At 38.6% G+C, this 16,731-nt stretch carries 17 protein-coding genes; 5 read left to right on the top strand and 12 right to left on the bottom strand.

Translation table 11 applies throughout. The features are described from left to right. Window positions 1-19: 19 nt before the first annotated feature. Both NSQ20_RS03325 and NSQ20_RS03320 read right to left on the bottom strand, forming a co-directional pair. Window positions 20-592 (bottom strand): GNAT family protein, encoded by a 573-nt coding sequence (locus NSQ20_RS03325; RefSeq protein ID WP_340031808.1) that lies wholly within the window; start codon window positions 590-592, stop codon window positions 20-22. A 199-nt stretch (window positions 593-791) separates the two neighbouring features. After that, on the bottom strand, window positions 792-1,088 hold the full coding sequence (locus NSQ20_RS03320) for a hypothetical protein (protein WP_076254765.1): 297 nt from the start codon (window positions 1,086-1,088) through the stop codon (window positions 792-794). Window positions 1,089-1,273: 185 nt separating this feature from the next. Between NSQ20_RS03320 and NSQ20_RS03315 the strand changes: the two genes are divergently transcribed. Then, complete coding sequence (locus NSQ20_RS03315; protein ID WP_076320214.1) at window positions 1,274-1,771, top strand: GAF domain-containing protein; 498 nt, start codon at window positions 1,274-1,276, stop codon at window positions 1,769-1,771. Between the two features lie 151 nt (window positions 1,772-1,922). On the opposite strand, the gene NSQ20_RS03310 is transcribed toward NSQ20_RS03315, so the two are convergent. The 10 genes from NSQ20_RS03310 to NSQ20_RS03265 all read right to left on the bottom strand — a co-directional run bounded on the left by NSQ20_RS03310 (window position 1,923) and on the right by NSQ20_RS03265 (window position 11,740). Continuing rightward, complete coding sequence (locus NSQ20_RS03310) at window positions 1,923-2,735, bottom strand: TipAS antibiotic-recognition domain-containing protein (protein WP_340031807.1); 813 nt, start codon at window positions 2,733-2,735, stop codon at window positions 1,923-1,925. 370 nt (window positions 2,736-3,105) lie between these two features. Continuing rightward, on the bottom strand, window positions 3,106-4,530 hold the full coding sequence (locus tag NSQ20_RS03305; protein WP_340031805.1) for an aldehyde dehydrogenase family protein: 1,425 nt from the start codon (window positions 4,528-4,530) through the stop codon (window positions 3,106-3,108). Between the two features lie 163 nt (window positions 4,531-4,693). Further along, entirely contained in the window at window positions 4,694-5,116 is a 423-nt protein-coding gene (locus tag NSQ20_RS03300) for a universal stress protein (protein WP_340031804.1), read from the bottom strand. Window positions 5,117-5,134: 18 nt separating this feature from the next. Next, window positions 5,135-6,355 (bottom strand): MFS transporter, encoded by a 1,221-nt coding sequence (locus NSQ20_RS03295; protein WP_062837652.1) that lies wholly within the window; start codon window positions 6,353-6,355, stop codon window positions 5,135-5,137. 230 nt (window positions 6,356-6,585) lie between these two features. Beyond that, window positions 6,586-7,038, bottom strand: coding sequence for a MerR family transcriptional regulator (locus tag NSQ20_RS03290; RefSeq protein WP_076329968.1), 453 nt, complete (start codon window positions 7,036-7,038; stop codon window positions 6,586-6,588). 1,444 nt (window positions 7,039-8,482) lie between these two features. Next, a complete protein-coding gene (locus tag NSQ20_RS03285; RefSeq protein WP_076320219.1) occupies window positions 8,483-8,884 on the bottom strand; it encodes a hypothetical protein in 402 nt (133 codons plus the stop codon). Next, complete coding sequence (locus NSQ20_RS03280; protein WP_036614188.1) at window positions 8,881-9,390, bottom strand: MauE/DoxX family redox-associated membrane protein; 510 nt, start codon at window positions 9,388-9,390, stop codon at window positions 8,881-8,883. The genes NSQ20_RS03285 and NSQ20_RS03280 overlap by 4 nt, the downstream gene beginning before the upstream one ends. Window positions 9,391-9,646: 256 nt before the next feature. After that, entirely contained in the window at window positions 9,647-10,090 is a 444-nt protein-coding gene (locus NSQ20_RS03275; protein ID WP_036614191.1) for a hypothetical protein, read from the bottom strand. 26 nt (window positions 10,091-10,116) lie between these two features. Further along, on the bottom strand, window positions 10,117-10,725 hold the full coding sequence (locus NSQ20_RS03270; protein ID WP_162158989.1) for a winged helix-turn-helix domain-containing protein: 609 nt from the start codon (window positions 10,723-10,725) through the stop codon (window positions 10,117-10,119). A gap of 385 nt (window positions 10,726-11,110) precedes the next feature. Continuing rightward, window positions 11,111-11,740, bottom strand: coding sequence for a winged helix-turn-helix domain-containing protein (locus NSQ20_RS03265; protein WP_051447352.1), 630 nt, complete (start codon window positions 11,738-11,740; stop codon window positions 11,111-11,113). A 359-nt stretch (window positions 11,741-12,099) separates the two neighbouring features. On the opposite strand from NSQ20_RS03265, the gene NSQ20_RS03260 reads away from it, so the two are divergent. From NSQ20_RS03260 to NSQ20_RS03245, 4 genes are all read left to right on the top strand, one after another. Further along, window positions 12,100-12,549 (top strand): hypothetical protein, encoded by a 450-nt coding sequence (locus tag NSQ20_RS03260; protein WP_036614193.1) that lies wholly within the window; start codon window positions 12,100-12,102, stop codon window positions 12,547-12,549. 57 nt (window positions 12,550-12,606) lie between these two features. Then, entirely contained in the window at window positions 12,607-14,307 is a 1,701-nt protein-coding gene (locus tag NSQ20_RS03255) for an ABC transporter ATP-binding protein (RefSeq protein ID WP_340031802.1), read from the top strand. After that, window positions 14,282-14,719, top strand: a complete 438-nt coding sequence (locus tag NSQ20_RS03250) for a hypothetical protein (protein ID WP_036614199.1) — start codon at window positions 14,282-14,284, stop codon at window positions 14,717-14,719. Before NSQ20_RS03255 ends, NSQ20_RS03250 begins: the two co-directional genes overlap by 26 nt. A 103-nt stretch (window positions 14,720-14,822) precedes the next feature. Continuing rightward, a complete protein-coding gene (locus NSQ20_RS03245) occupies window positions 14,823-15,827 on the top strand; it encodes an LCP family protein (protein WP_036614202.1) in 1,005 nt (334 codons plus the stop codon). Window positions 15,828-16,731: the final 904 nt, after the last annotated feature.

Raw genomic sequence — 16,731 nt, 5'->3', positions numbered from 1 at the left:
CAATTATATATTGTCTCTTTTATTTACCTTTCTTACGAAGAAACTCATCATACAACATGGAATACATCACCATATCCTTGTATCCAGTGGACGTATGTTGCACCTGTCGCAGCAATCCTTCCCGCGTGAAACCGCGGTTTGTCAGGAACTCGCCGGAAGCCAGATTACGTGGATCAACCAGCGCTTCAATTCGATTAAGACCCATGGTCTCATATCCAAAGGGCAGCAATGCGGAGAAAGCCTCCGTCATATAACCATGGCGCCAATAATTACGTCCCAGCTCATAACCGATCTCACCCCGGAATGCGCCTTCAAGCTGCCATGTGTTAAAGCCACAGCTACCGATGAGCTTGCCTGTTTCTTTAAGTTCGATCCCCCAGCGGATCGCATCCTCTTCTCCTGCCATTTGGTTGAGCAGTCCAATCATGTCCGCCGCTTCGCTTGTCCCAATCATGGGTGCAAGATTCATGTAACGGGTCACCTCGCGATCTGACCAACATGCGAACATCTGGGCCGCATCCCGGCGACGCATTTTACGCAGACGAAGCCGCGCAGTCTCCATTTCGGGAATTCTTCCTTTGCATTTATACATATAAAGACACCCCGATCCGATCTATCTCCGCAGACCATAATATTCACTAGTCATCTAATCATAACCTGCGCCGAATGGCAACTGTTCAGTCATGCACATACGTCAAAAAACCGGGCCAATTTCGCTCCCGGTCTTGTTGTACGTATGGATCCATTCAAGTTTGAGTGAATTACGGAATCATGCCTTGTCCAAATAAATTTTAAGCTTTGGACGTTTTCTTGCCCTTCCCCAGTAATTCATCGCTAACCCGGCCAAACACAGCCGTGATTTCCTTGAATTCTTCGATGCCAGTCCCGGTCAGGCTCCATTGGTCCCCGTGGGCGGTCAGGAAGTTCTCCTGTGTCAGGTGTTCAAGCTCCTGCTTGATCTCCCGCTCTCCAACGCGATATCCCCGTTCTTCCAATAGGGGTAGTGCCTCGCTAACGTTCAAATCCTGATTTTGCGCGAAATGTAGTAGATGAATCCGTACAAAAAGATTCTGTACCTCTGCATGCATAAGCCAAGCTCCTTCCCGGGTTATAGCCCTCCGTGGTTGCTAAGTAATTACCCCACGTAAGAAGCTGAGAAACAGGAGGATTCTTCAGGTATTCCCTTCCCTTTCCGAAATCCTCCGCTTGACTAACCGCATCCTCTGCACTATCTTGAAAATAAGTACCATTTTGCTCGGGAGGGTGATTTACCATGTTTCAAGCTGTTTCCTATGAAGGAACACGAAGTGAGCAGCACACCGCCGTCCTGGGACAGTTAAGTGCTCTGATCCGCGATGAACCTAGTGCGATTGCCAATCTGGCGAACGCTGCTGCGCTGCTCAATGTATTTATGACCGACACCAATTGGGTCGGCTTCTATCTGTATGATGGAAAAGAACTGGTCCTCGGGCCATTCCAAGGACTGCCTGCCTGTATCCGAATTCCATTGGGACGTGGTGTATGCGGCACATCTGCTGCCGAAAAACGTACCATGGTCGTTGATGATGTTCATGCCTTCCCAGGCCACATTGCCTGCGATGCAGCATCGAACAGTGAGATTGTCGTACCGATTATCAAAAACGGCGAGCTGTACGGGGTGCTGGATATCGACAGCCCGATCAAAAACCGTTTTGACGACGAAGACCGCGTCTTCCTGGAGAAAGCCGTAAGCCTGCTCACAGAGCAGTTGGAAGCAACCATACCCCTTTAGGAAATGATGAATAAGGTGATCGGAGTCTCATCACACACGATGATGAAGAACCAGTAATAACAAAGAGCGCAGTCCTCTCAGAGGTCTGCGCTCTTTGTTATCCATTATGATTCACACCCATGTTCTTGCTCGCCCATGTTACTTTATGCATCTAGGATAATTCATGTTCCGCTTTAATCATCATCCCATCCCGCAGGAATTCAGCCAGCCTCGGGTGGTAACCATCATACATCTGACGGAAATTTTTATGCTCTACATACAGATTGGCCAAATCCCGATAGATCTCAGCGGTGGGTGTATAATAACCTTTGATCCATTCAAGATGCCTGCCAATAATCTGTTGTACTTTTGCACTACCGGGCTCCAATCCGTCCTCAATGGCCTGTTGCAAGTCCAGATGAACTTGATCAATTTTCGCCTGGGAATCCAGATAATCTTCTTTTGACTTCAACTCCTGATTTTCAGGTAATGTGGATGAATTGGAAGATTGGATGTCGGACCTCTGAGCACCGTCTGTCTGCACATGGTTCATATTATTAGTGACTACAGCTTCAGAACCCGATTCATTCAGCAACTGGTGACGCCCCTTATTTACAAAACCGATATAAAGATCATGTTCATCAATTTCCTGTTCACCTTGCAAATGAGAGATCGTTTTGTCCAGTGTCTGAATCAATCCATGCAGACGCAATGCCTTCTCCAGAATATCAATGCGATGCTGCTTCATGATGCGTATGACATCCTGAGGATTATCCCGGAGCATCGGGGCAATCTCATTCTCCTTCATACCTACTTCCTTACAGAAAAGGATTTGCTGGAGTCTCAACAATTCCTGTTTTTCATAATAGATGTCCTCATCTACATCCCCAAATGCCGGATTCAGAAGACCTGTCTCCGCATACTGGCTCAGCTCGTTCAGACTTACGCCTGACATTCCCGATACGTCAACCATGGAATATGCCATTTGAATACACCTCCTGCCTGTCCTGCAACTCCAGAGTTCAGGCTTAATTCATACTGCATTTTATTTGAATAATGAGAGAATATAAGACTTTCGGCAATGCTGTACCGCTTCATTCCGCTCGTGCTCTGGATGGGTACATCATGCTTCAGTGATATGAGCGGCGTTTGGTCAGTTATGTTGCGGTATGTTAACTATGTTATACCCGTCTCATCAGATGTGAACCCGCAGTCGGCGAAGAATCCGCATGTATTTTTTGAAAACTTTTTCCATGATCTTCATATAAAAAAACCTGTGCCATTATTCTCGCACAGGAGTGTGTGGTTATGTTTTCATTGGCATACGGTATATTGAGTAAAATAATGGAAGAGAATCACCCTTTGTTAAACATAACAAATTTCAATTCCGTCATTTCCTCTACAGCATATTTTACACCTTCACGTCCGATACCACTCTGTTTCACCCCACCATAGGGCATGTGATCCACTCGGAACGTCGGAATATCATTAATCATAACTCCGCCTGCTTCAATCTGATCGACAGCTTGGAGGGCGGTATGGATATCGTTTGTAAATACGCCTGCCTGAAGCCCGTATATCGAATCGTTAACATGTTCAATACCCTCTTCAACGGAATCTACCGTATTGATCACAACGATGGGTGCAAACACTTCCTGACAGGATACCTTGGCATCACGCGGAACGTTAATCAATACCGTTGGACGAAGAATGCCTCCTTCAGCTTGACCGCCTGCTGCCACCTCAGCCCCTGCCTGTTTGGCTTCTTCAATCCAGTCGAGTGTACGCTGTACATCCTTGGAGGTAATCAGCGCAGAGACCACCGTATCCGGGCTCAGCGGGTCTCCGACCACCACTTGTTTAGCCGCTTCAGCGAAACGCCGGATGAATTCTTCCGAGATGTCACGCTGTACGTAGATTCGCTGTAGCGAGATACATACCTGTCCCTGATACGTGAAAGCACCGGTCACACATCGAGGAACCACTTTGTCCAGATCTGCGTCCTTATCCACAATCACCGCTGCATTCGACCCTAGCTCCAATGTCACGCGTTTTAGTCCTGCTTTGCTACGAATGCTCGTCCCTACCGCTGGACTGCCTGTAAACGTAATATGAGCAACACGGGGGTGCTCCACAAGCACATCACCAATGGTTTTGCCATCACCACTCACCACGTTCAGTGCACCATCCGGCAGTCCGGCTTCCTGAAGCAGATTAGCGATGTAATAGGAAGACAGAGGCGTCTGTTCCGCAGGTTTGAGTACGATCGTATTGCCCGCTGCCAGCGCTGGACCTACCTTGTGGGCTACCAGATTCATTGGAAAATTAAACGGCGTAATCGCACCGATGACACCTAGAGGTTGCCGCATCGTATAACCGATACGTCCTTCTCCACCTTTGGCTGCATCCATCGGAACCGTCTCTCCAGTCAGTCGTTTGGCTTCTTCGGCGGCAAAACGATACGTTTCCACCGTCCGGTCAACCTCTGCCAGTGCTGCGGTAATCGGCTTCGCCGCTTCAAGCGCTATGATTCGCGCTGCTTCTTCCTTGCGTTCTTCGAGCATGAAGGACAACTTGTACAGAATATCTGCACGCTGATGTGCAGGCATCTGGCGCATTGCCTTCCCAGCCTGAACGGCAGCTGCAATAGCAGCCTCCGCTTCCTCGGCTGAAGCCGACGAGACTTCTGCGAGCGTTTCCCCGGAGTATGGTGCTTGAAGTGTTTTATAATCTACGGATTCGGTGGGTTTGCCACCGATAAACAGATGTTGTTTTTTCATATGCTGCATCCTCCATCCTTTTAGAACCTATTGAACTTAATCTATTTATACACTATTTCCGTGCCATCAACCCACTACGGTATTCGGCAATCATAGCTTGTAACGTACCTGATGAGCCATTGTGGCGATCTTGAGCTATTGCATTATAAAGGGATTTCACAACCTATTTAACCGTCAGGACGGGGCATTCTGCATGTTTTAACACGCCATGACTGACACTGCCCACAATCATCTCTGCGAGCATGCCTTTCCCGCCTGTACCCATCACAATCATTCCACAATCTCGTTTACGCGCCACACGGCAGATCTCATTAACGGGATCACCTGCAATCAGCAGTGTTTCATACGCAACGTCCCGTCCAGACAACTGATTAGTCACCGGTTCTATAATATGTTGCCCTTCTTCGGCAATCCGAGCTTCCAGATCAACACCCAATGCAGGTTCATTGATAGAGATAGCCGGATTCACATGCACGATCAACAGACTTGCGGGTTGTTTCATATTTTCAGCTAGGATCAGTGCTTGCTCCAAAGCCTTATGCGCATGATCCGAACCATCAACAGCAACCAATATACGTTTCAGCATTGCAATTCCTCCTGTGAATTAATGAGATGTAATGGCGGAATCGATATCCCGCAGATGATGACGGCGTACCAGCAGTACCACGACTCCAATCAGTACCATTAATGCGCCAAAATAAAATGGTGTTTCTGGCAGGAACCACTCGGACAATTTACCCGCAAGCCATGGAGCAAGTGCACCACCCAGGAAACGAACGAAGCTGTATGCAGCAGAAGCAACAGAACGCTCCACAGGTGCAGCTTCCATAACAGCCGTTGTAATCAATGTGTTGTTAATCCCAAGGAAAATCCCCGCTACAATGACTGCAACAATTACGGTAGTTGGTGAACCCATCACCGTACCTACTGCCATAACAACCAGATCAATCGCGAACAATGTAAGCATGACACTCATGGACGGAACCGATCCGAATCGGCGTTGTAATCTTGGTGCCACGAATACCGACGTAATCGCCAGCATCAGTCCCCAGCCAAAGAATACATAACCCAAGCCGTGCTCATCCAGATTCATGACATATGGTGAATAAGCCATCAAGGTAAAGAAACCAAAGTTATACAGGAAGGCGGTAATCGCCAATGTTTTCAGTGAAGGATAACTTAATGCTTTAAACGGATCGGACAAAGAACTGCGTGTTTTCGGTTTGGCCATCTTGGGCAACATAAATGTAATGCTTATAAAGGCAATCGCCATCAGAACAGCCACCCCATAAAACGGGCCACGCCAAGAGATGGAACCTAGCTCACCACCAAGCAGCGGTCCAACCGCAATCCCGAGACCAAGCGCTGCTTCGTACAAAATAATTGCCTTGGCTGTCCCTGACGTGGACAGTCCCACAATGGCAGATAACGCCGTTGCGATGAACAAGGCATTCCCTAGTCCCCAACCGCCACGGTAACCGACCAGTGCACCTACCGTGTCTGAGGTACCGCCGAGGAATGAGAAGATAATAATCAACAATATGCCGCTGAGCAGCGTCCACTTCACACCAATCCGGCTGGATACGACACCCGTAATCAGCATCGCTACACCGGTTACAGCGTTATAACTGGTAAATAGCAGCGACACCTGGCTTTTCGAAGCATGTAGCTGATCTGCAATCGCGGGCAGGATCGGGTCAACCAGACCCAGACCCATAAAGGATATGATACATGCAAAGGCAACCGCCCATACTGCTCGCGGCTGGGATAACAGGCCCCCACGTGATGACGGCAATTCATCCGGTAATGATGGCTCTCTTTTCATACGTAATTCCTCCTGTGAATAATTTATGTGGTTAAGCTTTATATTTGAAAACGACCGTGAAAATAATGAAAACATTCTATACATTTTCAGAATTAGAGGTAACAAAACGGCACAAATGACACCGAAACATCCGGTGTTTGTACAGGATCGCCACAGGTACTATGGTGCTCACTCCATGTAGCGATTATGTGTATACAGTTTTGTTTATTAAACTTTAGATGCTAATTCGGTTAGCCGTCTTCATCACCCTGCGGATCATGTGCCTGTAACTTCTGAATACCGCTCCGAACGCGTTCACGCAGCTCTTCCAGTTCAGTCTGTACGGCAAGTATGCTCTGAAGTTTCTGCTCAATCAGTTGCAGCTGACCATCCAGCGTTGTTTCCATCGCGGTAAGCTTCTCGATCCGTTCTCTTACTTCGGTCGTCTGCTGGTAGTCAAAACGTTGTTCGTTCAAGGCATCTGCTGTTGCCACATAGGTATGTAACTCCTGAAGGGAGAATCCAAGTACCTCTTTGGCGCGAACCACCTTTTTCAGATAATCGATATCCTCCCGAGTGTACAACCGCGTACCGCCATCTGTCCGCTTAGGTGAAGGCATGACACCAATCTCTTCATAATACCGAATGGTTCGCTTGGTCAAACCGCACTCCTTGGCTACGTCGTCAATTTTATATAAACTCATTTCCCTCACCTCTACTTCTTTTTATATGTCTACAATGTTATGTACATAATTATATATATTATTAACGTTAACGTCAACGTTAGATTTCAGTTATGAAGTCTTAGCAAGTTTAACATCCTCTTCGCTTCTCTATCTTCAATTGAATAGGAGGTTACCCATTCGTTGAATAGCCGACCTCTCACAACACCCTACGTGTTGTTCAGCATATGGCCGTATTTAAATTTACGTCTTGAGTTGTCAGTAAATACACAGAAAAGAATATGAATCAGATTTTCTGAGGTTAGGTTCGCAATAACCAAAACAGAGAGGGTTCTGAGAACTATCGTGGACGTTGGACGAAGAACCTTTTTAGTGCAGAAGAAGAAACGGCTTATCTGAAAGCGCAGGTAGAATATTTCTAAAAAGCTCAACACGAATTTGCACGGAGAGGGAAGCTGGATTTTGAAGCCCAATGCCAGCCCGTTCAAGGAATAAACAAGTGGGCACTGTGGTTGGGTGTGTAAAATTGCTTAAATTCATCGCGCAGGTCACTACAAACGGATGAAGAGTGTTGTCCTAAGAGAAAAACAAGTAGATTGGGATGCACATATAAAAGCACATATTTTTTTAGGTATTCACCAGCTTCGTCCTTATTCTGGCTACTGACGTATGCGAAACGCGTTAGGAAAGGAAGGCTTCGTGGTGAATCACAAAAAGGTTCGTCGCTTATCGAGAGAACTTCAATTATTTCTATAATTTTCATAATAATATTCTATAGTTAAACCTCCTACTCATCTTTCAATAATTTAAATATATAATTAGATAACAAAAAGCTTTTTAACTATTGTTCATACTTCCCAAAACTGCCCCATACGATTTATCTTCTAACATAGACTACTCTTTATAAATCTGTAACACTCATTCGTATGTATTTACATATGGAACAGATAAGGACGGAATCAGTAGTACTTCCAAATGACGAAACTTACTATATGATTCAAAGAGCAAGTCAAGTCCTTTACTTTCGAAAAGAACTTGACTTGAGAAGAGAATTTAGATGATTTATATCTTGATGAAAAGGTCTCCTACTACTCTTATAACGATCATTTCGACGAAACTTGTAAACTAGACTTAAGGATGTTTACAGTCACAGCCTTCATAATCTGAACTCACATAAAAACAATTTGTAGTTCCGGATGAATTCTTGCAGCGGTCATAATTATGAACATACCCTATTCCCCAGATATCACAACCGTCTTCACATGTTCTATTTTGGTTACATTTCCCTACATAAGACCAACCACTCGGACACCCAGCCATTCTATTTCCTCCTCTTAATAATAGTTTAATTAATTCAAAGAAACGATATCCCTGTATTCCAATCATAATAATATAAAACTTATACTAGGGATATTCCTATTATATTCCACATTTAAGATTTGGAAATAAATAATATCTAAATCTTTTATAAGTAATTATTTGCATTTTCAATTATTTTTAATTTTCTTCCATTTAGAATGTAAGCAACGTTAGTTTTATAGATTGACGGTTCAACCATAACAGTAGAGGCATGTAATAAATTAATATGTTTAAATTTTTTCTGTTTTGTTTTAAATAACCATTCAGGACCATCAAAGATAACTATTGTGTTTTGAAATGTTCCAATAGCCAACTTTTCTTCAATACTTTGGAATTCCTGCGCTCGATAGTTTAAAAAAATGAAGTTATAAGAATCAGTACTACTTAGGTTAAGTTGAGAAACACATTTGGACAATAACGCCTTCTGCATATCTTTTAAGTTTTGATTAATCAAAATCAAAACAATAATTAATGCAACTAGAACAATACCTATTATTAGAATTTTCATAAACTTGGCCCCAGTTTCTTGATTTTTTTCAAAGTATCCCAAATATCAAAAATCACAATAAAAATACTGTACGCCAATAATAAATATAGTGAATGTCTGATGTCTCTTTGTTGATTTGAAATAATGATTTGAACTAACGATAGAACAATAAAAAATATATTTCGCAAAATTGGGTTTTTATTTAGAAAGCTCACTTTCCCAAAACAATTACATGATTCTATTCCGCTTTCACGTTTCTTCCTGTAAGTAATAATTGTGAAAAATATGAATAAACATATTGTTGCAACTTCTTTATATGGATTAAGAACGTGAAATGCATATAGGATTGCTAACAGGAACTCCAATATAATTACAGTGACAGCAGCCACTTGAGCTAAAGATGACGGAACAATGTTGTAACTCTTGATTTCATATGAAAAGTTAAAAATATTTCTTGCTTTGAAATAAAAGGAAACGAAAAAGATAAAAGAAAAAAAATAATCTATAAGAATCAATGTTAATCCCATTATGACCTCCTGTAATCAGATCGAAAGACAAACATACATTTTAGGTTCCACCATAAAAATTCTCTATTTTGTAACGTGAAAAATTTCAAAAAACAATTTATCTTGAAATTCAGTCGCCTTTGCGTCTAATCATAAAAATCTTCGCTAATCAGAGGAAAACTCTACTGTTAGCATACGTATTACGATTGTATGAAGATAGCTGTTTCTACTAACACTCCAATTAACTGAGCGTTGTTACAGTAAGTAGGCCTTACGTTTATGAATAATCAAAGTATGGTGGTATTGCTAAATTGTAATAATCCAGACCACAAACGTAGCTTTTTATGATAAAGCCTTCTTTATCAATACTGTATAACCATGGTATGGTACCTGTATTAAGTTGTTCTTTCATTGCTTCTGAGCTGAAGGAACAGATTTGATAACTTTTGAAAATGGTTTCTAAAAGTTCTTTCTCTCGTTCTGGAGCATCAATTAAAATAAGGACGTTAGCATCTGTATGTTCTTTACTGAATTCAACCAAAGACTCGAGTGCACTCTCACAAGATCTACAAGACACACTTAATAATAGTATCATTAGATACTCATCTTTAATAAAGTCATATAGATATGTTGTTTTCTCATGAATTAGTACATTAGGCAGCAGTTCACCAACTTGAAGTACTGAGGGTCTATAATTCATTTTTTTAAATGGTAAATTCATGATTAATCCTTCCTTTATTTCAATTTTTATAATTTCAGAATATAACCGCCACCATTTCTGGTTAATAAATATTTAGGTTTTTTTGGATTTTCCTCTATTTTTTTTCTTATTTTTTGTATAGTCATATAAACATTAGCTTCACAACCAAAGCCTTTCCAAACAGATTTCAAGAGTTCGGTTGTATAAACAACACTATTACAATGATTAATGAGAAATTGAAGAACTTGATATTCCCTAGAACTTAAATCAATACATTTATTATTTTTTAAGACAGCTTTTCTGTCAAAATCTAAATGTAATTTTGAAGCATAAATACTTTTTTTTGTATTCAGCAAAACATTTTTTTGAACATTTATTCCAATTTTACCAAGAATTCTAAATGTCTTATCAACACAATTAGTCGAATCATAATACAGATAAATATCCGCTATAGCCCCTAAGTATAAATTTATTAAATATTGCAATTCATGTTCTTTCCTAACCATTGATAAATGAAGAATTATTTTCTCTATTTCACCTAAATGAATTTTTTGCAAATCATCTTTGCTACTAACAGTAATAATAGACGCTCCATTAAATAATGATTGTACATATGCTAGGAAACTTAGGTTATCGGTCCACAATAAAATTTTCATATGAACTCCATTTCTCGGTTGGTACATAGTCATTAGCTTTACATGCATTCCAAAAATCCTAGTAATTAAAGAACACCTGCGGTATATTGCAGGCGTTCTTTCTTAATTTTTATTATCTACACTCGCAATCTTCAAAAGTACTAGTCACATAGTAGCATTTCGTTGTTCCACTTTGAGAGCAACGGTCATAAGTATGCTTATATTGGATTACAAATCCAGCATAAGCGGGATTGTCACAAGAAGATGTACTACAAGAATAGTCAGTACATGTTCCAATACGAGTCCATCCAGAAGGACATGCCATTCTATTACCTCCTCTCATTTATTCTGTCATTTACATTCATAAGTTTATAAAAAAACAATTGTATAAATCTATAAATTTATCCTAAATTTGATTTGGATAATTAAAAATGTATCCCCCTCCTTTTTTAGTGACTAATAGTTCAGGAGACTTAGGATTGATTTCGACCTTGTTTCTGATCTTTTGAATAGTCATGTATACATTTGCTTCGGAAGTTAGCCCTGACCAAACTCTTTTTATTATTTCCTCTGTATTAATAATCTGTCCTTTATTTTCAAATAGAAAATAAAATAGATTAAATTCCTTTTTAGTCATTTCAACTTCGATGTTTCCTTGAATAATCACTGATCTATTCATTTTGTTTATTTGAATCATTTCTTCACAACAAAACGATGAAGAATTAAATTCATTAAATGCAGCTTCTCTTTTTTTTAATTGGTAACGCTGATTCTTCAAGAAATTATGTAATTCCTTATTCCAGTCTTGATCAATAACAATTATATCTATACCTTGTTTCACTTTTCTTCTTAGAAAAATGAAATCATTAATTGAGAAATTTGGACAATCAAGGATGATGCACCTAATGTAGTTCTGATCAACACTTAGAAACGAATGAACATCAGAAACAATAATGAATCCTCCCGTCTCTAATAGTAGTGTGTTAATTTGTGCGGTGTATATAACTGAATAATCCTTCCATATAAGTGTCGACAATAAAATCCCTCCTTTGATTGTAGTCACGACACTCTGTGCGGATTCTGCAATTCTTTGTTTGAAGAGAGAAAGGCAGCAATGATGACATTGTTTATCTTATGGATAAAAATTAAATTTTATATTTATCTTTAATTCATACAAAGAGATTAAGTTTAGGAATCAGTACTAGCATATATTATGAAGCTATATACTAAATCCTGGTTTATACTCTATCAATATATAATAATTAACACATAATTAACAATAAAGTCTATATTTTCAACAAAATAATTAATATTATATAAAATTTAGGGCTTATTTATGTAAGAATGTTTGGTTTCTCCTTATGATGATAATTAAAAACTTAGGAGCGATATTAAATGGAAAAGCCTGAATTCTTGAAAAAATATGACTTAGATATTCTCAAAATTGATGATTTTTTACCAAACATGCCTCTCTCTGACCACACCAACTTACATGACTTAATTGAAGATCATTTAATACTATTTTTAGCAAGCACTCATTGCGACTTGTGTGAACAAACATTAGAAGTTATTGATAAGTATACTGAGAAGAATCATGATCTAAATATCGTAGTTCTTTTAGACTCCGATCCATCTAGCATCGGAATGTTAATCAATCACTTTAAAGAAAGGGCTCAATTCTATTTAGTTCCACCTCATATCATGAATAAATACTTGAAAATGAGATTTTTACCTGTTGGTTTCGCAATTGATTGTAATATGAAAATTGTCACTACACATTCTGTTCAAGATATGAATTCATTTCAGGATCTGATAGAACCTTTGCAATTGGAAATTATGAGGTAGATTATGAAGTTTAATTTATTAAAAAAAGAAATCCATCATAATTCTTGGAGATTGTACGTGACAATTCTTGTGTTAGGCTTGTTAACTGCATTGCTTTCTACAAGTCAGATAGAAGTAACAAAACATTTAACAGATACGTTAGTAAGTAATTCAATTAATTCCCAACAAGTTGTTCTATGGATGGGTCTTCTTTTTTCAGTGTATATTGGCATGAATTTAATCAAAGTCATTAATACATACTTTCAAGATAAAGTACGTATTCAAATGAGCTTTAATCTGGACACCATATTCTTAAATAAAATTAATCCACAAACTATTACAAATGTAGAAACGCCTAAGTATCAAAATGAATTGAACATCGCAAAGTATGGATTCGATTCTATATCAGGTTTAACTTTATCTTTTCTACAATTTGTTAGTCTTTTATTCTCCATAACTTTCTATTTCGTTGTTATATTTCAGAAAATTTGGTTTCTTCCCTTTATAATATTATTGCTCAACTTACCTAAATTGCTCACTGAATCTAAATTGGCAGTGAAAGATTATCAATTTGTCGAACAAACTACAGAAGTTTCTAGAAAACGTTCAATCCTTCAAAGCCTCCTCTTAACACCATTAGCTATTAAAGAAATACTGATATTTTCTGCTAAGCCTTTTATACTGAACCATTGGGATCAATCGTATAGAGAAGAAATTATACAAACATTAAAATACAAAAGACATGAGTCTGTAAAAAAACTCATCCTTGGCCTTCAATCTAACTTGGGCCTGCTGTTAAATCAGTCTGTTCTAGTCTTTGCATTAATGAATAAAATAATATCATTCGGAGATTACATTTCACTTTTAGCAGCAATTACAATGATCGAATCCTCATTCTATGGTGTTGCAAGTTATTACAGACAAATTAAGCAATATCATATATCAACTAAGAAATTGGTTGATTTTTTTGGAAAATATTCTAATATAGGTATAGAAAGTAAAGATAGTGTAAGTATAAGATCAAAAGATTTATCCATACAAAACCTTAACTTCCAGTATCCTAACCAAAAATTTAAAACTCTTAATGGAATTCATCTAAATATTAAAAGTGGAGAAAAAATCTCTATTGTAGGCAGTAATGGATCTGGAAAATCGACTTTATCTAAAATTATTGCTGGATTACACGATATTGAAGCTCAAACTGTCTTTATTGGTGGAATAGATATAAAATTGTTAGATTCAACCTCATATTTTAGCAATTTTTCTATGGTAACTCAGGATTTTATGAAATACCCTTTTACATTAAAAGAAAATATCTCTCTTTCTGATAAACCTAATATTGAAAAGATTCTCAGCATTAAAAGAACATATTCAAACCTCATTCCTGATATTGATTTGAATACTGTATTGGGATACGAATATGAAGGTTCTAGACAACTTTCAGGTGGTCAGTGGCAAAAGGTTGCTTTAGCACGAGCATTATATAAAGATTGCGAATTTATGATCCTAGATGAAGCCACTTCCGCGTTGGATCCGGAGTCAGAATTCAAATTTATTAATACGTATATTCAAGAAGAACGAAGAAAAAATTTAATTTTTATCACTCACCGTTTAAATTTATGCAAACTTTTTGATCGAATTATTGTTATGGATAATGGGAGAATAGTAGAAGTTGGTACACATCATCAACTCATGAATTCAAGAGGAACATATTACAACTTATATCAGAGTCAAAAAATGGAGGAAGAATATAATGGGCTTGTTCAAACAACTATTTAAGGATGCTCAACACGGAAGCGAAAATGTAATAGAGTCATTTCGACCAGGAGAAATGTTCCCTCACCATGACCGTCAGCCAAAAAGCAATGTTGTTTTTTTATCCTTAACTTGCCAAGATTGTATTGAGGTCATCACAGCCATACAAAAGGCTAGTACAGCAGAGCACAATAAAGAAAAGATTAATCTAGTCCTATATATCGTTGCTACGGTTGAAGAAGTCAAAGAACTTGATACTTACTATAATTCGAGTTTCACCATATATGCGATTACAAAAAAAGAGCTCGTAGAGAAGTATAAAGTTCCTAGCACGCCCTACTGTTATCACACTGATCAAAATCATCAAGTAATCAGCACAACTGAATTTGACGATGTGAATTCATTTATGAAAATGATAACTGCTTTTGACTTTTGATTGTTCTCATCTATAATTTAGCGGGGTTTTCTTTGAGAAAATATATTTTTCTCCTAGAGCCCGCTTTCCATTTGTATTCATTATTAAAGGAGTGGCATAATTGATGGTATCCAGGAAACAAAAAAAACATAAAAAATTTAATAAAAAAAAATGGGCTATACTGACTCTTACAGCACTTATTCTTCTCGCTGGTTCAACCTATTTATTTAGAAAAGAATTATCTGTATTTGGGTTTAATACAGTGTTAAAGAAAGATGTAAAAAAAACGCTAGATAAATCATACAAACCCGTGGGATATGAAAGCAAAAGTCCTAAAGTAGAAGTGAGCGAACCTTTTTCCTTACTGTTGCTTGGTATCGACCAACGTGAAGGTGAACCTAGTCGGTCAGATACAATAATATACTCTGTAATACGGCCTAAAGAGGATAAAATACTACTACTCTCCATTCCTAGGGATACTTACACCGATATTATCGGAAGAGATGTAACATCCAAAATAAACTCTGCATATGCCCATGGTGGAGCAAAAATGACCATAGATACCGTGGAGAATCTTCTGAAAAATAAAGTAAATTACTATGCTGCTGTAAATTTCAATGGGATGAAAGACATTGTTGATGCAATAGGTGGAGTTAAATTACCGATAACTGAATTAATTGAAAACAAAAATCCTATTCATGAAAAATTAAGAATAGAACCCCATAAGCCAATTTATTATGGTCAAGATGCTTTAGCCTATGTCCGTTACCGTGAAGATTCTGATTTTAAACGTACCGAACGTCAACGTATTTTTATCAGCGCTTTGATGGATAAAGCTTTGGAATTGAAAAACATTTCTAAAATTCCAGAATTAATAGATATTGCTGGTTCTAATTTCACAACTAATATGGACTCTGATTTTATTCTGAACTTAGCAGAAACTGTTTACTTAAAGGATTCCTCTCCTAACTTTGAAAATTATATGCTTCAAGGTAATGGGAAAATGAGAGGAACGACTTGGTATTATGACATTGATTCTGAAGATTTAGAATACGCCCAAGATCTTATTGCAAGTTGGCTGGGTAGTTCTGATGAAGAGGGACTTCTACATCCTAAAAATATGGATTAATAGAGTTTTTAGTTGAAATAGCAAAAAAACTAGTAGGAGCATAAGCCCTACTAGTTTAATTCACGTTAGCAACATTGTGAATAATGACTATCTGCCCAATAGCAGTCAGTTGCTCCTGTTTTGTTATTTCTGCATCTGTGATACTCGTGTCTGTACCAAGTATATTCTAATACTGGTACGGTGCTGCACACTTGATTAAGGTTACAAGACCATTGATCGTTACATTGACTAGTATAAGTCCAACCTGATGGACATCCCGCCATATAAATCAGCTCCTTTCTAATATGTATTATATATCCACATAATACAAAATAACATAAATTATATATAAAAAAATACTAAATAATACAATAAATTCTTTTTTTGTATAAACAATACTTTATGCAATCCTGTTTGATTATTATTTGATTGAGATAATGTTACTAATGGGAACTTTATATTATTAATAAGCCCTACTCTCTTCCTCTTCATGGTTAGCCAAGTTAGATTAGCGTTCATTCGCATAAGGACTGAAAATAGGCTGTACAAAGTTCATTTTTGGACTGGGTATTTCTACGCTTCAAACAGAATTCCGCCGTGTTTGCTTTAACATTTTCTCAAGCAGCCTTTCCTATGAATCGTTTACGTTGGTGCTGTCCGTTTCGGTTATCTTTACATGACTGCACGTTCCACCATATCCTTCGCGTTCCGCACTCTTCTTTTGCGTTAATCCCTCCTTTCCGAAGTTTAGCTGTGCTTCCTACTGTTTTAGAAACTTTCATCGACGGATACCAACTCGCGATGGATACCCTTGCTCTTTGCCTATGGGTTCTTAACTCCCCCAACAGCGAACTTTCACCACTTAACTAGTCCCCGTGATTGGTACATACAAAAAAGACCCGCTTCACACGCAGGTCTTCCTCTG

The sequence above is a fragment of the Paenibacillus sp. FSL K6-1122 genome (assembly GCF_037977015.1).
Taxonomy (GTDB): Bacteria; Bacillota; Bacilli; order Paenibacillales; family Paenibacillaceae; genus Paenibacillus; species Paenibacillus amylolyticus.
This window is presented reverse-complemented; position numbering and strand designations above follow the sequence as displayed.

What these genes read in the sequence shown, in the direction of transcription:
- NSQ20_RS03325 (WP_340031808.1), bottom strand. Translation starts at nt 592, where the DNA reads ATGTATAAATGCAAAGGAAGAATTCCCGAAATGGAGACTGCGCGGCTT.
- NSQ20_RS03320 (WP_076254765.1), bottom strand. Translation starts at nt 1,088, where the DNA reads ATGCATGCAGAGGTACAGAATCTTTTTGTACGGATTCATCTACTACAT.
- NSQ20_RS03315 (WP_076320214.1), top strand. Translation starts at nt 1,274, where the DNA reads ATGTTTCAAGCTGTTTCCTATGAAGGAACACGAAGTGAGCAGCACACC.
- NSQ20_RS03310 (WP_340031807.1), bottom strand. Translation starts at nt 2,735, where the DNA reads ATGGCATATTCCATGGTTGACGTATCGGGAATGTCAGGCGTAAGTCTG.
- NSQ20_RS03305 (WP_340031805.1), bottom strand. Translation starts at nt 4,530, where the DNA reads ATGAAAAAACAACATCTGTTTATCGGTGGCAAACCCACCGAATCCGTA.
- NSQ20_RS03300 (WP_340031804.1), bottom strand. Translation starts at nt 5,116, where the DNA reads ATGCTGAAACGTATATTGGTTGCTGTTGATGGTTCGGATCATGCGCAT.
- NSQ20_RS03295 (WP_062837652.1), bottom strand. Translation starts at nt 6,355, where the DNA reads ATGAAAAGAGAGCCATCATTACCGGATGAATTGCCGTCATCACGTGGG.
- NSQ20_RS03290 (WP_076329968.1), bottom strand. Translation starts at nt 7,038, where the DNA reads ATGAGTTTATATAAAATTGACGACGTAGCCAAGGAGTGCGGTTTGACC.
- NSQ20_RS03285 (WP_076320219.1), bottom strand. Translation starts at nt 8,884, where the DNA reads ATGAAAATTCTAATAATAGGTATTGTTCTAGTTGCATTAATTATTGTT.
- NSQ20_RS03280 (WP_036614188.1), bottom strand. Translation starts at nt 9,390, where the DNA reads ATGGGATTAACATTGATTCTTATAGATTATTTTTTTTCTTTTATCTTT.
- NSQ20_RS03275 (WP_036614191.1), bottom strand. Translation starts at nt 10,090, where the DNA reads ATGAATTTACCATTTAAAAAAATGAATTATAGACCCTCAGTACTTCAA.
- NSQ20_RS03270 (WP_162158989.1), bottom strand. Translation starts at nt 10,725, where the DNA reads ATGAAAATTTTATTGTGGACCGATAACCTAAGTTTCCTAGCATATGTA.
- NSQ20_RS03260 (WP_036614193.1), top strand. Translation starts at nt 12,100, where the DNA reads ATGGAAAAGCCTGAATTCTTGAAAAAATATGACTTAGATATTCTCAAA.
- NSQ20_RS03250 (WP_036614199.1), top strand. Translation starts at nt 14,282, where the DNA reads ATGGGCTTGTTCAAACAACTATTTAAGGATGCTCAACACGGAAGCGAA.
- NSQ20_RS03245 (WP_036614202.1), top strand. Translation starts at nt 14,823, where the DNA reads ATGGTATCCAGGAAACAAAAAAAACATAAAAAATTTAATAAAAAAAAA.